This is a genomic window from Pelodictyon phaeoclathratiforme BU-1 (genome assembly GCF_000020645.1).
In the GTDB taxonomy this organism is placed as follows: Bacteria; Bacteroidota; Chlorobiia; order Chlorobiales; family Chlorobiaceae; genus Chlorobium; species Chlorobium phaeoclathratiforme.
The window spans coordinates 577232-593536 of sequence record NC_011060.1 but is presented as its reverse complement, the minus strand read 5'-3'; the positions used below and the strand labels follow the sequence as shown (position 1 = coordinate 593536).

Here is a 16305-nt window from a genome sequence, read left to right as displayed (position 1 = left end):
TGAGATTTTCACGGAGTAAAAACCGCTTCCAGTGTCTGTGCTGTGAGGATGGCTTCAGCCCATGCCTCCAGCTCCTGTTCACTTGCGCAGATTAATCTCCCGGTTGCCCACTCTGGCAGCACACCAAAACGACGCTCCAGCAACTTTCTCAACAGCCGGGTTTGACCCTCTACGCGACCTTCAGTAATCCCGGCTTCTCTCCCTTCCCGAAGGCCAAGACCATAGTTCGACTCTACAAGACTGGCCTGGTAACGAAGATCATCCTGATAACGGGCGTAGGCCGCCTGTTCTGCTTCAGACATACTGAGAAGAGAAAACGACCGCTTTGCCTTCTGGATCCCTTTGGCCTGAAACTCATCCTTGATCTCTTCGTTCTTCAGAAAGTAGATCCACTCGTCAAGCGATGTTTTCGCGATGCTGTTAAAGTTGTTCAGCCTGATGAGGTAGTATTCAGGATAAATGTGGTTTATCTGCATCTTCCCATACTGCTTCTGCTGTCGGATGTCGAGCTGCAGTTTGTCGTTATCGTGTATGCCAACAAACGTCGTCGTACCATGATAGATATAGTCACTGCCATGGCCAAGATTAAAATAGAGGATGTTTACCGAGATAACCTTGACCAGCGTTGCATAGGGCTCACCCTCCTGCTGATGTTCGGTTATGACTCGCGACGTCCCATACAGCATCCGTTGCAGATAATCAAGTTCCCGCTCATACTGCACCTCAATAATGATGATTTCGTCTTTGCCGTTCTTTACCTTGAGATCAACACGATTGAATTTGTCAAGTTTGCTCTCTTTATTGCTCTCGCTTTCAAGGATTTCAAGAATCGTAATATCCTCGCCAAGCAGCTCGCTTAAAAACCCTTCAAGGATCTCAAAGTTAGCCTTGCTGCGCAACAAGCGCTTCATTGCCCAGTCGAAGGTGATCAGTTTTCGTGGCGATCGAATGCTCATAGATGCGGCTTTTAGAAACATGAAGAAGTAATGACGAAAATAATATAACATCTCTTCCCCAAAATCCGTGAACCCAGCCGCGAGGCAGCGGCCCAACCAGGCACCAAAAACAGCACAACCCGCCCAGCAAATACACCCAGTCAACAACGTCCCCCTTCCTCCGAGCAGTACGGGCGGGGTCTCCCCACCCTCTTCCGAAATCACCATTCACAGTCCTTCCACAAGAGTAACCGGCAGACCGGTACAACGTGCAATCGTTTCGATATCAACACCAGCATCTTTAAACCTTTTAGCATCTTCCAGTGCCTTTTGCTGAATGCCTTCGGCTATTCCTTCGGCTATTCCCTCAGCCTTGCCCTTCACGATACCCTCGGCTATACCCTCATCAAACGCCGTATCGACAACATTTTTCAGATCACGATAGACTTTGTGGCTCTCTTTATAAACCCCTGCTTCCACACTCTTATACTGCGCAATTTCAGCCAGTTCAAATACTGTAAGAAAGACCTTCTCCTGCAGACGAGCCGGACGATCAGTGAGCTCAGGGAGATGCCGGAGCAGAAAACACCACTTGTCGAAATCAGTAACAAGCTCATCAATCGTTTTCAGAAACTTGGGAAGCTCAAGATAAATAAAGGTGAGTTTGTCATAAAAGACCGCACCCGTTGAACGATCGATCAGTCTCACCTCGTGGTGAACCACAGCATCATCAGCTTTATCTACATCAAAAACAAAATCGAGAATACCGACCATGTAGACCGCCTTCAGGCAGAAATTCCAGTCTCCACTCTGCGCCTGCTGCTGAATCGGGAAGGTGGCATAAAAAACCGAACGATCTTTAAAATAGTTCTGCTTCGCCCGCTGCATCTCAACAATGAATTTTTCCCCCTTTTCGTTTTCACAATAGAGATCAAAGATCGCCCGACGGTCATATTCACTGCGCCCAACCTGTTCATTGGGCAAAAAGGAGAGATCCGCAACGGTTCCCGCCTCCGGAGGCAAAAGCGTGTTCAGAAACGCAATAAGCAGCTCCTTATTTACTTCAGAGCCAAAAATCTTCTTGAAACCAAAATCGGTAAAGGGATTTATATAACGATCTTTTATAAACATAGTTCACTCTCCTTTTGGAGAAAATTATACGGCACAACCATAGTTCAGAAAAAATGAACCACCAACATTCAGAATAAATTTGCATGTACAGGGCGATACCACAGCACACCCCTTGAAATCTACTAAAAAACCCGGATTTTCTCTCTGCAGTAAACTCAACCTCAAAACTGCTGACCCGATTTAGCACAACACATTGGCACATTCAGGAGCAGTAACTACAGGCACAGGAAGAATTTAAAAAAAACTCCCAGAGACACTGGTACAAGCCACCAAGCAAAATGTACTGAATCTGCCTTTGCGCTTGATGTTTCAGGATGAGGCTCGGTTCGGAAGGATAAGTGATCCTCGAAAATGCTGGGCTCCAGCGCCACTTCGTCCTATCGTAAAGTTAGCTCTTGTAAGAGAGTATGTCTATGCGTACGCAGCAGTATCTCCGCAAGATGGTGTGATTGATTGGATGTTGGGCGGCAAAATGGACACAGTGAGTATGGGCGCATTTCTCAGGCAGGTCTCTCATAAGCATCCTGAAGAGTTTGTCATGATGGTTGTGGATGGAGCGCCTTCTCATCGTGCCGAGCATTTAAGGGTTCCAAAGAACATGGTACTTGTAAAGCTGCCACCGTATTCACCGGAATTAAATCCTGTTGAGCACCTTTGGGATGAATTGCGAGAGAAGGAATTTGCTAATCGGGTATTTGAGACACTTGGAGCTGTTATCGCACAAGCAGCGAGAGGACTGAAAAAAATGGAAGAACATCCTGACGGACTTCGGTCTTTAACTGGTTGGGATTGGATATTAAAATCAATTTGATTGCAATTTAGAATTAGGATAAAAAATTAATGTATTCGAGTATCCACAAAACCTTTAACGTCATACCGGATTATACAGATCAAGTTAAATGTTTTAACAAATTTGTAAAGCAAACATTTTTCACTTATTATCTTTGATAAAAAAAGCCTAGTCAACATATATTTACTTGTGAATATTGAGGCTATTAACTATATATTTCATATTAGTTAAATGACTTTTATTCGTTGGTTTCGTTCCGTTGTAAGACATAAGTTTATCAGCTATTTAGCAGGTTTTGCTATTGTTCTTGCGGTTCATCCCTGCCAAGGTATAGCTGCAACAGAGGTTATCACCTTCTATGTATCAGATAACAACATCTCGGATCCAAGTGCTCTTTTTGGTGCTTTGCCTTCGGACGGCTATAGCGTTTCGAGTTCTTACAGATTGAGCGAAGGCAGTACTTCAACATCATTTACGGATCTTTACAGCAGTAGTAGCGCTACATTCACCGTGGGTGGTGATAGTGGATTAAAGGAGGGTTATCGTGATGCTCCAGAGCTGCTTAAGCATGACGCATCTACTTCAAAGTCGGGTGTTGGTGAAGCAAAAATATCCTTTGACGGGTTAATGGCTAATGAGCAGTACTCTGTTGTTGTTTACAGTCAAGGGCAAAATGATGTTAGGCATACGTTTATTACGAATTTGTCGATAAGAGTGGGATCGGGTACTTACAGCTCGATCGGAACATTGACGACAGATCATTTGACAACCTACCGGGCAAACGGAAATTATCTTACCTACGATTTTACAACTGATGAAACAGGCAAAGCTTACGTTGCTTTTTATACCAATCCAGGAAATACTCTAAATCGAGCCGGCATCAATGCTGTGCAATTGGTATATGGCAAATCGCCGACTCCGGAACCTTCGACCTATGTGTTGATGGGGGTAGGGGCGTTGATTGCCGGTATGGTTGCATGGAAAAAGAATCTGTTAATTGCTAAGGGTAAATAGTTAAGGTGAATACTGGAAGATAAACGAAGGTTAACGTTTTATAACTAAAGATATTGACTGTTCGAGAGGCAAAAGTAGTATGGTAGTAAACGGCTGAATCTGTTACGTATAAAAATATCTTGTCAACATAAACACATGGGTTTGAGATGAAAAAAAAACTGATTGCTTTTTCAGCCCTGCTTGCCTGGTTGTTTTTGTCGGGTAGTGCTGAAGCCGGGACGGTGTTGACTTATAATGATTTTTCGTCAACATCGGGTTATACGCGTTATGGTACCGCTGTAAATTCCGGAAACGATTTGCAACTTACCTCTATTAATGTAGAAAAAAGAGCTGGAAGTGTCTTTTTTCATACACCTGTCGATGTTACCAGCTTCAATTCGTCTTTTTCATTTTCCTTTGATGGCACTTCTACTAATGGTGCTGATGGATTGGTGTTTGTGATCAAGAATAAAGAAAGTTCCAATCTTGGCGGGACTGGTGGATTGTTAGGATATGATGGGATTAATAGAAGTGTTGGCGTTGAGATTGATACCCATCGTAATGATCCCGGAGTCAAATATAATGACATTGACCACAACCACATTGGTATCGATATTAACGGTAATATAAGGAGCGAATCACAAGCATCAGTATCACAAACATTTAACAGTAATGGTATCTGGTATACGTGGCTTGACTATGATGGAGCAATATTGTCGGTATACCTCAATCAGCTGAATTCAAAACCAGGATCAGCTACTCTTACGTATGGAAGTAGTGCAACGCCATTTGTTATCAGTCGCGAAATAGGCTCTTCGTCTGGATTGGTAGGGTTTACTGCTGCAACAGGTGCTGTTACTCAAACAGCCTTATTGAAATCATTTAATCATAATTCTCCGAATCCCGAACCATCTACCTATGTGTTGATGGGGGTAGGGGCGTTGATCGCCGGAATTGCAGCGAGGAAAAAGATAGTGTCGAGACAAGTGATAGAATAGAAATATTACTTCTTGGAAGCGATACAAAACACATGCCCACCCTCTAAACATTCACACCATTCTTAAAAAAATGACGGATTATGAAAAAGAGCTTACCTGAAAAAAAGTGGTATATTGGTGTTATTGTAATCTAATTCGAACAGTCCCTGTACTTTCCCCTGTCAAAGACTGCCCATACCATTGCTGAATATCGAGGCCTCGAAGGCATGATAGTTGGCTATGCCTTTCATGTAAGAAACTTGCGTTCTCTAATCTCTGCCGGTTATAATCAGCACTTTCACAACAACACTCTTTCTGGGGCCAAAACAGAAATAATGACGGCTTATCGTTTTGACGAGGTGCACCCAAGGGTGTATAACAGGACTAAAGAATACCTTTTGGTCTATTAATCTATATCGTTGTGGTTAAATTAATCTAAAACAAAGATCAATGCCAGATAAGCAGAACTACTCGTTGAAAGTATACAGTTTAACCGATTTTTGCTTTTTTCTCCACAACATCACAGCTAATATTCCGCCTATCCCCATAAGAACAAAGGATGATGGCTCAGGTGTAGGAGCTGTAGCTGGCTCACCTGCTTTGATTTGTACAGCGTTGATTACTGCTTCTTGACCTTGTACAAGAGCAGAATAATTCAATAGAATTTGCCCGGAACTTGTCGAATAAGTCGTTATTATCAAATAATTTCCATTGTCAACGTATCCTATTCTTGATGTATCGGTTGTGAGTATACCTGCAACATGAGTTTCTTATGAGCTACCTGGAGCAACATTGCTTGAATATTTTATTTGTGTCTTATAACCATTCGTTGAACTCTGGCTATACACGTAGATCGTGTACATGCTTTTTGGAGTTAACCCAGTAAACCACAAACTGTTACCGTTCTGAGAAAGCGTGTTTGTACCAAGACAACCTTCCAATAAGTCAGTACCAGTTGAATTTAATATTTCACGAGAATTCCATTGAACAAGCGCGCTATCGGTTACACCAACCATTTCAGAGATGGAACTTGAGCCTGAAGCATTGTTAATATTGATCAACTTGTCGCTTACAGCAGGATCAATTGCGCCTGAATAAGACGCTGGTGATAATGTTTCACTGAAACTGACAGTAATAACGTCAACGACGGCTACTGCTGGTTGAGGACTAATGAAGAAAGCCAAAACAAAAACAGCAAATAGAAATTTTATTTTTGCAAACCACATCTTTGTTACTTTTATCTCTGATGGTTGAATTCCCCGCTTCTGACTGATGGCTGTCATTAGATATTCTACATACTGATGTATCTATAATAAACTATTATTTTGTTATTCAGTTAAAGAAAAACAATACTACAGCAATACCACACCCGTATCCATTCACTGTCGGCTTAGCCATAGCTGCCTGTGTGTATTTTGCCACCAAAATTACACAACACCGGCAGTAACTACCCGTAGTCACCAACGTCCCTCATCTTTGAGGAGAGCGTGACGACGGGCTACCAATCTTCCCTCCCCTTCCCTTCCCTTCCCTTCCCAGCGAATGGGAATCCCAAGCTGCGCCGCCGACTTTTCAATAAACTGGCGAACACTGTACTGCACACCAGTCGCAATAACATAATCCCTCGGCAGCTCCTGCTGCAGCATCATCCACTGCATCCGCACATTCATTTACCGAACAATCTGCCTTGCAGTTCCATGTAATCCGGAAATACAGAATCTATACTTGCCAGTTTTGCATCATAAACAAGAGCAGCCGCGATAATTATCCGGTCTGCTGGATCCCTGTGAATTTCGGAAAGCATAGCGGCTTTATGCATAATATCACAGGTAACAGGAAGTGAATCAATACCTGAATTTTCAAGCACTTCCTTTATCCAATCTTCAACGGGTAGGAGCAACTGAAGCTTGCCACGTTTAACCAACAAAGAAACCTCAAAGCAGGATATAGCTGAAACAGTCCAATGACAATCAACCCTCATTGCATTGACAATTTTTTCTGACAGAGCTGGATTACCGTCAATAATCCATTTCACCCAAATATGCGTATCAAGCACGATCATTCGAGACAACTCCACTATTCTGCTGGTGAAACCGGAGAGATGATGTCTCCCAGTATTTTACCTTTTCCTGCAATGAGAGGTGATGGCTGATGTTTTTTCTGTAATGGCATCACAGTTGCTTCTTTCTCGGCAAGGATAGTTACAATAACGTATGCCTGCTTAACCGGAGGTTTATCACCCAACCATTTCATAGCTCCATGATCGTAGAAGGCTTCATAACTTTGCAGCATAATTATCTCCTGAATGGTTTTCCAAAATTACAAAAAACGACTGGAATTTTTTCCAGCGCTTCAGCAATGCGCACTTCATTCAGACGAGAGCAGAAAGAGAGCACATTCGTAAGCACATCTTAACATAAAATATGGAAGCAATGGAGATAACTTACGGAATGTAAACCAGAATAGTACGGAATGAAACAAAGAAATAACATTGGTATTGAAGCAAGAGCCAGTCTATGGAATAGTAAATTAATGACCAGCAAATACACCCAGTCAACAACGCCCCCCTCTCCGAAGGCAGTAACTACCCGTAGTCACCAACGTCCCTCATCCTTGAAGTAGAGGTCAGCTCTCCCTGCTGACCTCTACGGTATACCCATTAGCCTTAAGCAAGGCATGCCTGCGGGCAAGATCAAGATCATGCGCCACCATCTCCTCAACCATCTCGTCGAGGGTGATTTCCGGCACCCAGCCCAGATCAGCCTTCGCCTTTGCTGGATCACCAAGCAGCGTCTCCACCTCCGCTGGACGGAAGTAACGCGCATCAACCCGGACAATCACACTCCCCTCACGGAGCGAGGCATACGGAGTGGAGAGGCTCTCGATAACGCCAATCTCCTCTCTCCCCTCCCCTTCCCAGCGAATGGTGATCCCAAGCTGCGCCGCAGACTTTTCAATAAACTGGCGAACACTGTACTGCACACCCGTCGCAATCACATAATCCCTCGGCTGCTCCTGCTGCAGCATCATCCACCCGTACGACTCAAAAGAAAAACCATAAGAACTATCACGAATGCAATGATTTAAGAGCCACATCCGGTGCTGCGACTACAATCTTGAGCAGAGCCGCAGCGGAACCAGTCGGGTTACGACGATGCTTTTCCCAATTTTGCAGCGTCCTGACGCTAACCCGCATCATTGAGGCAAACTCATCTTGGGATAACCCAATTTGCTCACGTACTGACTGAACATCCGGCAGAGTAATCTCAAAACGGCGCGAAGCCTCTGACATACCTTCAGCAATATCGTTGGCTTCTTTCAAGCTCTTAAGCAACTCAGAAAATAGTATCTCTTCCATATAGCTATAACTTTTTCACAAATTCGCACAATATGGCATCCACAACAACCAACAAACCCCTTTTAAAAACGGGAAGGATAATGCATCCATCCCTCGCAACTAAAACGACTGGAGCACTGGCCAGCGCTTCTGCAACGAACACATATCACGGAATAGTCACTGTTTTTGATAGTATCCACCGATTTTTGATGAGCCAATGAACTCAATCCGGTCAGCTTCTCGTAATTGTTTGAGCCAGCGTTCTATGGTTCGCTGTGTTACCTGTGAACAGTACAGCCATTTCGCCTGCTCTCTGACCTGGATTAGCCTGAATGTATGCGAATAGAGCATTTACTCCGACATTTACTCCGACATTTACTCCGACATTTACTCCCCTACTCTGCTCTGGCAGTTTCAAAGTAAGCACTCAGTAACTACACGCCGTGAACAACGTCCATCTTCCTTTTTTATGACACTGAATGACTGTCAATAGTCCTCTACGTCCCCTATCGTTTTTTCAGTTAAAATATTTTTTATAGTTATCGTATTTGCTAACTTGGGGTATGAGTTATGAAATCGAATACTTCCATCCCAGCATTAAAGAGGATATTGAGGAATGGCCCAGCAGCATTAAGGCTGATTACAGGAGGATTTCACTTCTTTTGAAGGAATACGGGCCAAATGTGAGAATGCCCCACACCAAAGCGATGGGGGACGGCCTTTTTGAAATGAGGCCGAAAGGTCGAGATGGTATTGGCAGAGCGCTCTATTGCTATCTAACCTGAATTATTCACCATAAACAAAAAAAAGGGGGGCAAAAAATACCGCAATTACTTATATTATTGGTGCTTAAGTCAATAAATAAGACGCGATATTTATGCAACCCCTTCAGCCGAATATAGTCACATCAGAGAGTACTCAACAAACATTATTTTCATACAATTCGGCATCAGCCATTGCCCCGGTAATGGGTAAAAAGTTGCTCTGGATTTTGATGGCGGCAACATCACAAGCGACGCTGGTGTGTTGCTCTTGCATGAAACCGAATCCCAACTTGGCATCATCAGCATGCTGACCAAGTGCATCAGTGATAGCCGACGTTCTTCTTCGATTACGCATAGTGTCAATGAACTCAATACCCTGCGAGTATTTCAAATCGCCTGTGGTTACGAAGATTGCAATGACAGCAACAGTTTACGCATTGATCCGGCAATGAAAATAGCTCTTGGTCGTTTACCTGAGACCGGCCTTGATTTAGCCAGTCAACCAACGTTCAGCAGGTTGGAAAACATGATTACCCGTCGAGATCTCTATCGAATTGCAGATGGTATTGTGGATCATTTTCTCGCTTCGTATGTCGAACCTCCCGAGGTCATTGTCCTGGATTTTGACGATACGGAGGATGTTGTGCACGGCCATCAGCAATTGGCTCTGTTCAGCGGTTATTATCAGGAGACCTGTTATCAGCCTCTGCATGTGTATGAAGGTTTTTCTGGCAAACTGATCACCACGATACTGCGGCCAGGCAAGCGCCCGGGAAGCCGGGAGATCGTCTCCTACGTGAAACGGATTGTGGAACGTATTCGCCAAAAATGGCCAGACACCATACTGGTTTACCGTGGTGACAGTCATTATTCAGCACCAGAAGTCTTTGCATTCATTGACCAACAAAATGATTGCTACAGCGTGACCGGACTGACCCGTAACGCACTTTTGCTCAAGCATGTAGAAACCCTGATCAAACACGTCAAGCAGCAACCAGCAGGCTTCAAACGCTATCACTCTTTCATGTACAAGGCAGAAAGCTGGAGCAAGCCACGTAAAGTTGTTGCAAAGGTAGAGATGACCGACATTGGAAAGTTGAACGTCCGTTTTATCAGCACGGACATGCCGGAAGCAAAGGCAAAAGCACTCTACGAAGAGATCTACTGTGCTCGTGGAAATGATGAATTGTGCATAAAGGATCACAAAACCTACACCAAGAGCGATCGAACCTCTTGTCACCGTTTTTTGGCCAATCAGTTTCGGCTGTTTTTGCACTCAGCAGCTTATGTTTTGCTGCACAGTTTCCGATCCAACATGCTCAAGGGAACCAGCATGGCTACGGCTACCTTTGAGAGTATTCGCTTGAAAATCTTGAAAATAGGCGCAAGAGTCATTGAACGGAAAACAAAAATTAGTGTGCAGTTGCCTACGGCATATCCGTACCAGTCGATTTTCTCAAAATGTCTGGCAATCTTTGAACATTTGCGTCGTCAGCCTTGGCCACCACCAACGATATCGTAAAGCGACAATTGGCAAAAGAATAAACACTCATACATTTTACACCATTGCAGCAAAACTCACTTGCCATATGGGGCGGGTACGATCACTGTGGAATATCGCCTGTTTTTTCAGACCGTTCAGAGCTATTTTCGTTGGTTATGAACTCCTTCAATTGACTTCATTTGTGATAACGAAATTTTTTACCTGGCCACAACGATGAGTAGCTCCATTTTTTTACTCAAAACTTCTGTTTTGGTAGACCTCATGAATTATACAGGCTAAAAGGGAAAAAAATTATAATCCTGCATACTTTTATTAAAAAAACTCAGTCAACTCCGCATAAAGAGCTTCAAGTTGCCAGAAAAAGATTAGAGGCGGTTAACAATGGATGATCTGAAATACCAGCCAGTACCATACAATGTTGAGGAGGAGATATGCAAAAACCTTCAAGACGAGAATTTTCGCAGAGAATATGAAGCACTGGAACCAAAATACGCATTGATCAGGGAGCTGTTATCTGCACGACAGCTCTCAGGCATGACGCAAGAAGCTGTGGCTCTGAAAATCGGGACGACCAAAAGTGCCATCTCCAGACTGGAATCCGGCAGCAAGCATTCTCCCTCTCTTACCACACTGAGAAAATACGCTGAAGCAGTTAATTGCGAACTGGAAATCAAACTGAAACCAAAACAGCAACCGAAAACGATCTGAACATCAATTTTCGATGAAATAGCAAATTAACGCCCAGAAAATACACCCAGTCAACAACGTCCCCCTTCTTTGAGATCTTCATGCAGAAGGATAGCTTCGACCCATGCCTCCAGATCCATTTCAGATGCGCGGCTTATTTTCCGAAATTGGCTTATTCTTGTTTTCCGATCACATCACATCTACATTAACTACAACTCTTAACCATCTGTTTTCATTTTCAACAATTTTTTTCAGATAATGCCTTGTACCATCATCGTAACTCTCAATATAATCAGGATCGTTAAACGCTCGCAGCACCCAGCCGCGAGGCAGCGGCCCAACCCTGCACCAAAAATGGCACAACCCACCCAGCAAATACACCCAGTCAACAACGTCCCCCTTCTTCAGCCCTGATTCCGTACAAGCGGGGTCCCCCCGCCCTCTTCAAAAATCAGCTCTCCTTACTCACCTCCACCCTATACCCATTAGCTTTAAGCAGGGCGAGGGCAATAGAGCCCGGATGAGCTCAAAAGCATGTGCCAGCAAGAAAGATTTCTGTACACGGATTTCAAGGATTTTCACGGAGTGAAAACCGCTTCCAGTGTCTGTGCGGTGAGGATGGCTTCAGCCCATGCCTCCAGCTCCTGTTCACTTGCGCAGCTTAATCTCTTGGTTGCCCACTCTGGCAGCACACCAAAACGACGCTCCAGCAACTTTCTCAACAGCCGGGTTTGACCCTCTACGCGGCCCTCAACACGGCCTTCAGTAATCCCGGCTTCTCTCCCTTCCCGAAGGCCAAGACCATAGTTCGACTCCACAAGACTGGCCTGGTAACGAAGATCATCCTGATAACGGGCGTAGGCCGCCTGTTCTGCTTCAGACATACTGAGGATGGAAAACGACCGCTTTGCCTTCTGGATCCCTTTGGCCTGAAACTCATCCTTGATCTCTTCGTTCTTCAGAAAGTAGATCCACTCGTCAAGCGATGTTTTTGCTATGCTGTTAAAGTTGTTCAGCCTGATGAGGTAGTATTCAGGATAAATATGGTTTATCTGCATCTTCCCATACTGCTTCTGCTGTCGGATGTCGAGTTGCAGTTTATCGTTATCGTGTATGCCAACAAACGTCGTCGTACCATGATAGATATAGTCACTGCCATGGCCAAGATTAAAATAGAGGATGTTTACCGAGATAACCTTGACCAGCGTTGCATAGGGCTCACCCTCCTGCTGATGTTCGGTTATCACTCGCGATGTCCCATACAGCATCCGTTGCAGATAATCAAGTTCCCGCTCATACTGCACCTCAATAATGATGATTTCGTCTTTGCCGTTCTTTACCTTGAGATCAACACGATTGAATTTGTCAAGTTTGCTCTCTTTATTGCTCTCGCTTTCAAGGATTTCAAGAATCGTAATATCCTCGCCAAGCAGCTCGCTTAAAAACCCTTCAAGGATCTCAAAGTTAGCCTTGCTGCGCAACAGGCGCTTCATTGCCCAGTCGAAGGTGATCAGTTTTCGTGGCGATCGAATGTTCATTGATGCAGCTTTTAGAAACATGAAGAAGTAATGACGAAAATAATATAACATCTCTTCCCCAAAATCCGTGAACCCAGCCGCCAGGCAGCGGGCCAATCCAGCCCAACACACTGGCACAACCCGGCCAGCAAATACACCCAGTCAACAACGTCCCCCCTCCTCCGAGCCGTACGGTCAAGAGTCCCCCGCCCTCTTCCGAAATCACCACTCACAGCCCCTCCACAAGAGTAACCGGCAGGCCGGTACAACGTGCAATCGTTTCGATATCAACACCTGCATCTTTAAACCTTTTGGCATCTTCCAGTGCCTTTTGCTGAATGCCTTCGGCTATTCCCTCAGCCTTGCCCTTCACGATACCCTCGGCTATACCCTCATCAAACGCCGTATCGACAACATTCTTCAGATCACGATAGACCTTGAGGCTCTCTTCATAAGCCGCTGCTTCCACACTCGAATACTGTGCAATTTCCGCCAGTTCAAATACTTTAAGAAATACCTTTTCCTGAAGACGGGCTGGACGATCAGTGAGCTCAGGGAGGTGCCGAAGCAGAAAACACCACTTGTCGAAATCAGTAACAAGCTCATCAATCGTCTTCAGGAACTTAGGCAGTTCGAGATAAATAAAGGTGAGTTTGTCATAAAAAACTGCACCCGTTGAACGATCGATCAGTCTCACCTCGTGATGAACCACAGCATCATCGGCTTTATCCACATCAAAAACAAAATCGAGAATACCGACCATGTAGACCGCCTTCAGGCAGAAATTCCAATCTCCACTCTGCGCCTGCTGCTGAATCGGGAAAGTGGCATAAAAAACCGAACGATCTTTAAAATAGTTCTGCTTCGCCCGCTGCATCTCAACAATGAATTTTTCCCCTTTTTCGTTTTCACAGTAGAGATCAAAGATCGCCCGGCGGTCATATTCACTGCGCCCAACCTGTTCATTGGGCAAAAAGGAAAGATCTGCAACGGTTCCCGCCTCCGGAGGCAAGAGCGTGTTCAGAAACGCAATAAGCAGCTCCTTGTTTACTTCAGAGCCAAAAATCTTCTTGAAACCAAAATCAGTAAACGGATTTATATAACGATCTTTTAGAAACATAGCTCACTCTCCTTTTGGAGAAAATTATACGGCACAACCATAGTTCAGAATTTTTAAGTCGTTGTCCATGTTCGCTGTCTAAACATCGGGGGAGACGATATATCTCTTCAACATGTTAGCGCTTATTCCCGCAGCCTCTGCCGCCTCTTCAACGCTCATTCCCTTATCAAGCAACCGTTTGGCCACTTCAAGTTTCCCCCGCTCAATTCCCCGCTCAATTCCCTGCTCAATTCCCTGCTCAATTCCCTGCTCAATTCCTTTTTTTAAGCCCTGTTCAATACCTTTCTCAATTCCTTCAGTAATCCCGGCTTCTCTCCCTTCCCGAAGGCCAAGACCATAGTTCGACTCCACAAGACTGGCCTGGTAACGAAGATCATCCTGATAACGGGCGTAGGCCGCCTGTTCTGCTTCAGACATACTGAGGATGGAAAACGACCGCTTTGCCTTCTGAATCCCTTTGGCCTGAAACTCATCCTTGATCTCTTCGTTCTTCAGAAAGTAGATCCATTCGTCAAGCGATGTTTTTGCTATACTGTTAAAGTTGTTCAGCCTGATGAGATAGTATTCAGGATAAATGTGGTTTATCTGCATCTTCCCATACTGCTTCTGCTGCCGGATGTCGAGCTGCAGTTTATCGTTATCGTGTATGCCAACAAACGTCGTCGTACCATGATAGATATAGTCACTGCCATGGCCAAGATCAAAATAGAGGATGTTTACCGAGATAACCTTGACCAGCTTTGAATAGGGCTCACCCTCCTGCTGATGTTCGGTTATAACTCGCGATGTCCCATACAGCATCCGTTGCAGATAATCAAGTTCCCGCTCATACTGCACCTCAATAATGATGATTTCGTCTTTGCCGTTCTTTACCTTGAGATCAACACGATTGAATTTGTCAAGTTTGCTCTCTTTATTGCTCTCGCTTTCAAGGATGTCAAGAATCGTAATATCCTCGCCAAGCAGCTCGCTCAAAAAACCTTCAAGGATCTCAAAGTTAGCCTTGCTGCGCAACAGGCGCTTCATTGCCCAGTCGAAGGTGATCAGTTTTCGTGGCGATCGAATGTTCATTGATGCAGCTTTTAGAAACATGAAGAAGTAATGACGAAAATAATATAACATCTCTTCCCCAAAATCCGTGAACCCAGCCACCAGGCAGCAGTCCCATCCCTGCACCAAAAACAGCACAACCCGGCCAGCAAATACACCCAGTCAACAACGTCCCCCTTCTTCAGCCCTGATTCCGTACGGGCGGGGTCCCCCCGCCCTCTTCAAAAATCAGCTCTCCTTACTCACATCCACCCTATACCCATTAGCTTTAAGCAGGGCGAGGACAATAGAGCCCGGATGAGCTCCAAAGCATGTGCCAGCAAGAAAGATTTCTGTCCACGGATTTCAAGGATTTTCACGGAGTGAAAACCGCTTCCAGTGTCTGTGCGGTGAGGATGGCTTCGGCCCATGCCTCCAGCTCCTGTTCAGTTGCGCAGCTTAATCTCCCGGTTGCCCACTCTGGCAGCACACCAAAACGACGCTCCAGCAACTTTCTCAACAGCCGGGCTTGACCCTCTACGCGACCCTCAACCAAGCCTTCAACTCGACCCTCTACGCGGCCTTCAACACGGCCTTCAACGCGGCCTTCAGTAATCCCGGCTTCTCTCCCTTCCCGAAGGCCAAGACCATAGTTCGACTCTACAAGACTGGCCTGGTAACGAAGATCATCCTGATAACGGGCGTAGGCCGCCTGTTCTGCTTCAGACATACTGAGAAGAGAAAACGACCGCTTTGCCTTCTGGATCCCTTTGGCCTGAAACTCATCCTTGATCTCTTCGTTCTTCAGAAAGTAGATCCACTCGTCAAGCGATGTTTTCGCGATGCTGTTAAAGTTGTTCAGCCTGATGAGGTAGTATTCAGGATAAATGTGGTTTATCTGCATCTTCCCATACTGCTTCTGCTGTCGGATGTCGAGCTGCAGTTTGTCGTTATCGTGTATGCCAACAAACGTCGTCGTACCATGATAGATATAGTCACTGCCATGGCCAAGATTAAAATAGAGGATGTTTACCGAGATAACCTTGACCAGCGTTGCATAGGGCTCACCCTCCTGCTGATGTTCGGTTATGACTCGCGACGTCCCATACAGCATCCGTTGCAGATAATCAAGTTCCCGCTCATACTGCACCTCAATAATGATGATTTCGTCTTTGCCGTTCTTTACCTTGAGATCAACACGATTGAATTTGTCAAGTTTGCTCTCTTTATTGCTCTCGCTTTCAAGGATTTCAAGAATCGTAATATCCTCGCCAAGCAGCTCGCTTAAAAACCCTTCAAGGATCTCAAAGTTAGCCTTGCTGCGCAACAAGCGCTTCATTGCCCAGTCGAAGGTGATCAGTTTTCGTGGCGATCGAATGCTCATAGATGCGGCTTTTAGAAACATGAAGAAGTAATGACGAAAATAATATAACATCTCTTCCCCAAAATCCGTGAACCCAGCCACCAGGCAGCAGTCCCAATCCTGCACCAAAAATGGCACCCCCCCCCAGTAAATACACT

The 16305-nt window shown here is 45.0% G+C and carries 18 protein-coding genes and 3 pseudogenes; 7 read left to right on the top strand and 14 right to left on the bottom strand.

Annotated elements, in window-relative coordinates; genetic code table 11:
• Positions 1-8: 8 nt before the first annotated feature.
• Together PPHA_RS03050 and PPHA_RS03045 are read right to left on the bottom strand one after the other, a co-directional pair.
• A complete protein-coding gene (locus PPHA_RS03050; RefSeq protein ID WP_041526653.1) occupies positions 9-956 on the bottom strand; it encodes an Rpn family recombination-promoting nuclease/putative transposase in 948 nt (315 codons plus the stop codon).
• Between the two features lie 207 nt (positions 957-1163).
• Positions 1164-2066 carry an Rpn family recombination-promoting nuclease/putative transposase gene (locus PPHA_RS03045; RefSeq protein WP_012507412.1) on the bottom strand — a complete coding sequence of 301 codons (903 nt, stop codon included), beginning with the start codon at positions 2064-2066 and terminating at the stop codon, positions 1164-1166.
• A 304-nt stretch (positions 2067-2370) separates the two neighbouring features.
• On the opposite strand from PPHA_RS03045, the gene PPHA_RS03040 reads away from it, so the two are divergent.
• From PPHA_RS03040 to PPHA_RS03030, 3 genes are all read left to right on the top strand, one after another.
• Positions 2371-2877: a transposase gene (locus PPHA_RS03040; protein WP_012507411.1), complete on the top strand. Its 507-nt coding sequence runs from the start codon at positions 2371-2373 to the stop codon at positions 2875-2877.
• A 210-nt stretch (positions 2878-3087) separates the two neighbouring features.
• Positions 3088-3870: a PEP-CTERM sorting domain-containing protein gene (locus tag PPHA_RS03035; RefSeq protein ID WP_012507410.1), complete on the top strand. Its 783-nt coding sequence runs from the start codon at positions 3088-3090 to the stop codon at positions 3868-3870.
• Positions 3871-4016: 146 nt separating this feature from the next.
• Positions 4017-4847 carry a PEP-CTERM sorting domain-containing protein gene (locus tag PPHA_RS03030; RefSeq protein WP_012507409.1) on the top strand — a complete coding sequence of 277 codons (831 nt, stop codon included), beginning with the start codon at positions 4017-4019 and terminating at the stop codon, positions 4845-4847.
• A gap of 446 nt (positions 4848-5293) precedes the next feature.
• Here the strand turns inward: PPHA_RS03030 and PPHA_RS16690 are convergent, their stop codons facing one another.
• From PPHA_RS16690 to PPHA_RS15850, 8 genes and pseudogenes are all read right to left on the bottom strand, one after another.
• Positions 5294-5374, bottom strand: coding sequence for a hypothetical protein (locus tag PPHA_RS16690; RefSeq protein ID WP_397233997.1), 81 nt, complete (start codon positions 5372-5374; stop codon positions 5294-5296).
• Between the two features lie 222 nt (positions 5375-5596).
• Complete coding sequence (locus tag PPHA_RS03020; RefSeq protein ID WP_012507407.1) at positions 5597-6109, bottom strand: hypothetical protein; 513 nt, start codon at positions 6107-6109, stop codon at positions 5597-5599.
• Positions 6110-6322: 213 nt separating this feature from the next.
• Positions 6323-6490: pseudogene (locus PPHA_RS03015) on the bottom strand (GDP-mannose 4,6-dehydratase); the annotation flags it as partial.
• 2 nt (positions 6491-6492) lie between these two features.
• Positions 6493-6888 (bottom strand): type II toxin-antitoxin system VapC family toxin, encoded by a 396-nt coding sequence (locus PPHA_RS03010; protein ID WP_012507406.1) that lies wholly within the window; start codon positions 6886-6888, stop codon positions 6493-6495.
• Positions 6889-6902: 14 nt separating this feature from the next.
• Complete coding sequence (locus tag PPHA_RS03005; RefSeq protein ID WP_012507405.1) at positions 6903-7118, bottom strand: hypothetical protein; 216 nt, start codon at positions 7116-7118, stop codon at positions 6903-6905.
• Positions 7119-7451: 333 nt separating this feature from the next.
• Positions 7452-7862: pseudogene (locus PPHA_RS03000) on the bottom strand (GDP-mannose 4,6-dehydratase); the annotation flags it as partial.
• Positions 7863-7893: 31 nt separating this feature from the next.
• Positions 7894-8184 carry a NadS family protein gene (nadS, locus tag PPHA_RS02995; protein ID WP_012507404.1) on the bottom strand — a complete coding sequence of 97 codons (291 nt, stop codon included), beginning with the start codon at positions 8182-8184 and terminating at the stop codon, positions 7894-7896.
• 156 nt (positions 8185-8340) lie between these two features.
• A complete protein-coding gene (locus tag PPHA_RS15850; protein ID WP_190274019.1) occupies positions 8341-8514 on the bottom strand; it encodes a hypothetical protein in 174 nt (57 codons plus the stop codon).
• 212 nt (positions 8515-8726) lie between these two features.
• On the opposite strand from PPHA_RS15850, the gene PPHA_RS14460 reads away from it, so the two are divergent.
• The 4 genes and pseudogenes from PPHA_RS14460 to PPHA_RS02980 all read left to right on the top strand — a co-directional run bounded on the left by PPHA_RS14460 (position 8727) and on the right by PPHA_RS02980 (position 11139).
• Positions 8727-8948 (top strand): type II toxin-antitoxin system RelE/ParE family toxin, encoded by a 222-nt coding sequence (locus PPHA_RS14460; protein ID WP_083765345.1) that lies wholly within the window; start codon positions 8727-8729, stop codon positions 8946-8948.
• Between the two features lie 92 nt (positions 8949-9040).
• Positions 9041-10449: pseudogene (locus tag PPHA_RS02985) on the top strand (IS1380 family transposase).
• Positions 10450-10721: 272 nt separating this feature from the next.
• The gene (locus tag PPHA_RS14900) at positions 10722-10820 is read left to right on the top strand and encodes a type II toxin-antitoxin system RelE/ParE family toxin (protein ID WP_083765344.1); all 99 of its coding nucleotides are present in this window, start codon (positions 10722-10724) and stop codon (positions 10818-10820) included.
• Positions 10813-11139: a helix-turn-helix transcriptional regulator gene (locus PPHA_RS02980; protein ID WP_012507402.1), complete on the top strand. Its 327-nt coding sequence runs from the start codon at positions 10813-10815 to the stop codon at positions 11137-11139. Before PPHA_RS14900 ends, PPHA_RS02980 begins: the two co-directional genes overlap by 8 nt.
• 557 nt (positions 11140-11696) lie before the next feature.
• Here PPHA_RS02980 and PPHA_RS02970 read toward each other — a convergent pair.
• The 4 genes from PPHA_RS02970 to PPHA_RS02955 form a co-directional block, all read right to left on the bottom strand.
• Positions 11697-12656 carry an Rpn family recombination-promoting nuclease/putative transposase gene (locus PPHA_RS02970; RefSeq protein ID WP_012507401.1) on the bottom strand — a complete coding sequence of 320 codons (960 nt, stop codon included), beginning with the start codon at positions 12654-12656 and terminating at the stop codon, positions 11697-11699.
• A gap of 208 nt (positions 12657-12864) precedes the next feature.
• A complete protein-coding gene (locus tag PPHA_RS02965) occupies positions 12865-13755 on the bottom strand; it encodes an Rpn family recombination-promoting nuclease/putative transposase (protein ID WP_012507400.1) in 891 nt (296 codons plus the stop codon).
• A 78-nt stretch (positions 13756-13833) separates the two neighbouring features.
• Positions 13834-14826 carry an Rpn family recombination-promoting nuclease/putative transposase gene (locus PPHA_RS02960; protein WP_012507399.1) on the bottom strand — a complete coding sequence of 331 codons (993 nt, stop codon included), beginning with the start codon at positions 14824-14826 and terminating at the stop codon, positions 13834-13836.
• A 334-nt stretch (positions 14827-15160) separates the two neighbouring features.
• The gene (locus PPHA_RS02955) at positions 15161-16168 is read right to left on the bottom strand and encodes an Rpn family recombination-promoting nuclease/putative transposase (protein ID WP_041526649.1); all 1008 of its coding nucleotides are present in this window, start codon (positions 16166-16168) and stop codon (positions 15161-15163) included.
• Between the last annotated feature and the right edge of the window lie 137 nt (positions 16169-16305).

Bases quoted from the DNA above. Each gene is read 5' to 3' on its own strand.
- PPHA_RS03050 (WP_041526653.1), bottom strand. From the start codon at position 956: ATGAGCATTCGATCGCCACGAAAACTGATCACCTTCGACTGGGCAATG.
- PPHA_RS03045 (WP_012507412.1), bottom strand. From the start codon at position 2,066: ATGTTTATAAAAGATCGTTATATAAATCCCTTTACCGATTTTGGTTTC.
- PPHA_RS03040 (WP_012507411.1), top strand. From the start codon at position 2,371: ATGTTTCAGGATGAGGCTCGGTTCGGAAGGATAAGTGATCCTCGAAAA.
- PPHA_RS03035 (WP_012507410.1), top strand. From the start codon at position 3,088: ATGACTTTTATTCGTTGGTTTCGTTCCGTTGTAAGACATAAGTTTATC.
- PPHA_RS03030 (WP_012507409.1), top strand. From the start codon at position 4,017: ATGAAAAAAAAACTGATTGCTTTTTCAGCCCTGCTTGCCTGGTTGTTT.
- PPHA_RS16690 (WP_397233997.1), bottom strand. From the start codon at position 5,374: ATGGGGATAGGCGGAATATTAGCTGTGATGTTGTGGAGAAAAAAGCAA.
- PPHA_RS03020 (WP_012507407.1), bottom strand. From the start codon at position 6,109: ATGACAGCCATCAGTCAGAAGCGGGGAATTCAACCATCAGAGATAAAA.
- PPHA_RS03010 (WP_012507406.1), bottom strand. From the start codon at position 6,888: ATGATCGTGCTTGATACGCATATTTGGGTGAAATGGATTATTGACGGT.
- PPHA_RS03005 (WP_012507405.1), bottom strand. From the start codon at position 7,118: ATGCTGCAAAGTTATGAAGCCTTCTACGATCATGGAGCTATGAAATGG.
- nadS (WP_012507404.1), bottom strand. From the start codon at position 8,184: ATGGAAGAGATACTATTTTCTGAGTTGCTTAAGAGCTTGAAAGAAGCC.
- PPHA_RS15850 (WP_190274019.1), bottom strand. From the start codon at position 8,514: ATGCTCTATTCGCATACATTCAGGCTAATCCAGGTCAGAGAGCAGGCG.
- PPHA_RS14460 (WP_083765345.1), top strand. From the start codon at position 8,727: ATGAGTTATGAAATCGAATACTTCCATCCCAGCATTAAAGAGGATATT.
- PPHA_RS02980 (WP_012507402.1), top strand. From the start codon at position 10,813: ATGGATGATCTGAAATACCAGCCAGTACCATACAATGTTGAGGAGGAG.
- PPHA_RS02970 (WP_012507401.1), bottom strand. From the start codon at position 12,656: ATGAACATTCGATCGCCACGAAAACTGATCACCTTCGACTGGGCAATG.
- PPHA_RS02965 (WP_012507400.1), bottom strand. From the start codon at position 13,755: ATGTTTCTAAAAGATCGTTATATAAATCCGTTTACTGATTTTGGTTTC.
- PPHA_RS02960 (WP_012507399.1), bottom strand. From the start codon at position 14,826: ATGAACATTCGATCGCCACGAAAACTGATCACCTTCGACTGGGCAATG.
- PPHA_RS02955 (WP_041526649.1), bottom strand. From the start codon at position 16,168: ATGAGCATTCGATCGCCACGAAAACTGATCACCTTCGACTGGGCAATG.